The sequence below is a fragment of the Gordonibacter pamelaeae 7-10-1-b genome, assembly GCF_000210055.1.
Classification (GTDB): Bacteria; Actinomycetota; Coriobacteriia; order Coriobacteriales; family Eggerthellaceae; genus Gordonibacter; species Gordonibacter pamelaeae.
Window position 1 is genome coordinate 2054015 of record NC_021021.1, and the last position, 1985, is coordinate 2055999.

2 protein-coding genes are annotated in these 1985 nt (G+C 66.5%); both read left to right on the top strand.

The features are described 5' to 3' along the window. The coding region (locus GPA_RS09470) for a vWA domain-containing protein (RefSeq protein ID WP_231847620.1) at positions 1-923 on the top strand (923 nt) is incomplete at its 5' end. An 11-nt stretch (positions 924-934) separates the two neighbouring features. Next, positions 935-1985: ATP-binding protein (locus tag GPA_RS09475; RefSeq protein WP_156791154.1), on the top strand; the 1051-nt coding region annotated here is incomplete at its 3' end.

Sequence of the window (1985 nt, forward strand, 5' to 3'; positions counted from 1 at the left end):
ACCTGCCCCCCGACGCCGCGAGCGCCAAGAAGAGCCACGCGTCGCACCGCGGCATGGACCCCGCCGACATCGAGCAGAAGCAGGCGCCCGAGAACGCCAAACCCTCCGTGGGCGAGCGGTTCGCCGACACGGTGAACCTCGACCGCTCGCGCGAGCAGTGGAAGAACGCCGCGCTCGAGATGGGCGTGCAGCTGGACGCCTACGCGAAGCTCTGGGGCGTCAAAGGCGCGAACCTCGCCATGAACCTGCGCGCCGTCACGCGCGAGAAGCAGGACTACCGCGAGTTCCTGCGCAAGTTCGCCCGCTGCGCTGAGCAGATCCGCGTGAACGACGACGAGTTCGACTACGTCTACTATTGCTACGGTTTGGAGCGCTACGGCAACCTGCCCCTCATCGAGCCGCTCGAGTACGTGGAGGAGAAGCGCATCCGCGACTTCGTCATCGCCATCGACACCTCGGCCTCGACGAAGGACGGCCTCGTGCGCCGCTTCATCGAGAAGACGTACGCCATCCTCGAGCAGGAAACGAGCTTCTTCGCCGACATGAACGTGCTCATCGTGCAGTGCGACGCCGCCGTCACGGACGTGGCGCACATCGCGAACCTGCGCGATCTGGATGCCTACCTGGACGACCTCGAGATCAAGGGGTTGGGCGGCACCGACTTCCGCCCCGTGTTCGCCTACGTGGACGACGCCGTGGAGCGCGGCGAGCTGGCGAACCTCGGCGGCCTCATCTACTTCACCGACGGCCAGGGCACCTACCCGGCCCGCAAGCCCGATTACGACACCGCGTTCGTCTTCGTCGACGACGCGTCAGCCGCCGCCAGCCCCCACGTGCCCGCCTGGGCCATGAAGGTGGAGCTCGACGAAACCGTCATAGTGGACGACGCCCCGCAGGCAGCAGGCGCGTCGCATCCGCGCTAGAAAGGATAGCCATGGATATCCGTCAGGCGAAAGACCAGATCAAAAACGCGATGGTCGCGTACTTCTCGAAGGACGAGTTCGGCAACTACCGCCTGCCCACCGAACGGCAGCGCCCCGTGTTCCTACTGGGCGCGCCCGGCATCGGCAAGACGGCCATCATGGAGCAGATCGCCCAGGACCTCGACGTGGGGTTCGTGTCGTACTCGATGACGCACCACACGCGGCAAAGCGCGCTCGGCCTGCCCTTCATCGCGAAGAAGACCTACGACGGCGTGGAGTACGACGTGTCCGAGTACACGATGAGCGAGATCATCGCCGCCGTGTACGACGCGATGGAGGCCACCGGCAAGCGCGAGGGCATCCTGTTCCTCGACGAGATCAACTGCGTGTCGGAAACGCTGACGCCCGCCATGCTGCAGTTCTTGCAGTACAAGGTGTTCGGCCGGCATCGCGTGCCGGACGGCTGGATCGTGGTGACGGCCGGCAACCCGCCCGAGTACAACCGCACGGCGCACGACTTCGACATCGCCACGTGGGACCGCCTCAAGCGCATCGACGTGGAGCCCGACTTCGCCGCCTGGCGCGATTTCGCCGTGGAGTCGGGCGTGCACCCCGCCGTACTCACCTACCTCGACATCGAGCGCGACCACTTCTACCGCGTGGAGACCACCGTGGACGGCAAGTCGTTCGTCACCGCGCGCGGCTGGGACGACCTGTCGGCTATGATGAAGCTCTACGAGGAGCAGGGGATTCCCGTCGACGAGCTGCTGATCGGCCAATACGTGCAGAACGCCGAGATCGCGAAGCGCTTCAGCGTGTACTACGACCTGTTCACGAAGTACCGCGCCGATTACCAGATCGACCGCATCCTGACCGGCGAGGCCGACCCTTCCGTGACCGACCGCGCCCGCGAGGCCGCCTTCGACGAGCGCGTCTCGCTCATGGGGCTCGTCACCGACGCCCTCGGCGGGCGCCTGCGCGAGGCCGTGCTGGAGGGAGCGCGCCGTGGAGTTCATGCACGGGAAGCTGGCCGCCATGCGCGACGCCCTCGGCGGCGCCGAC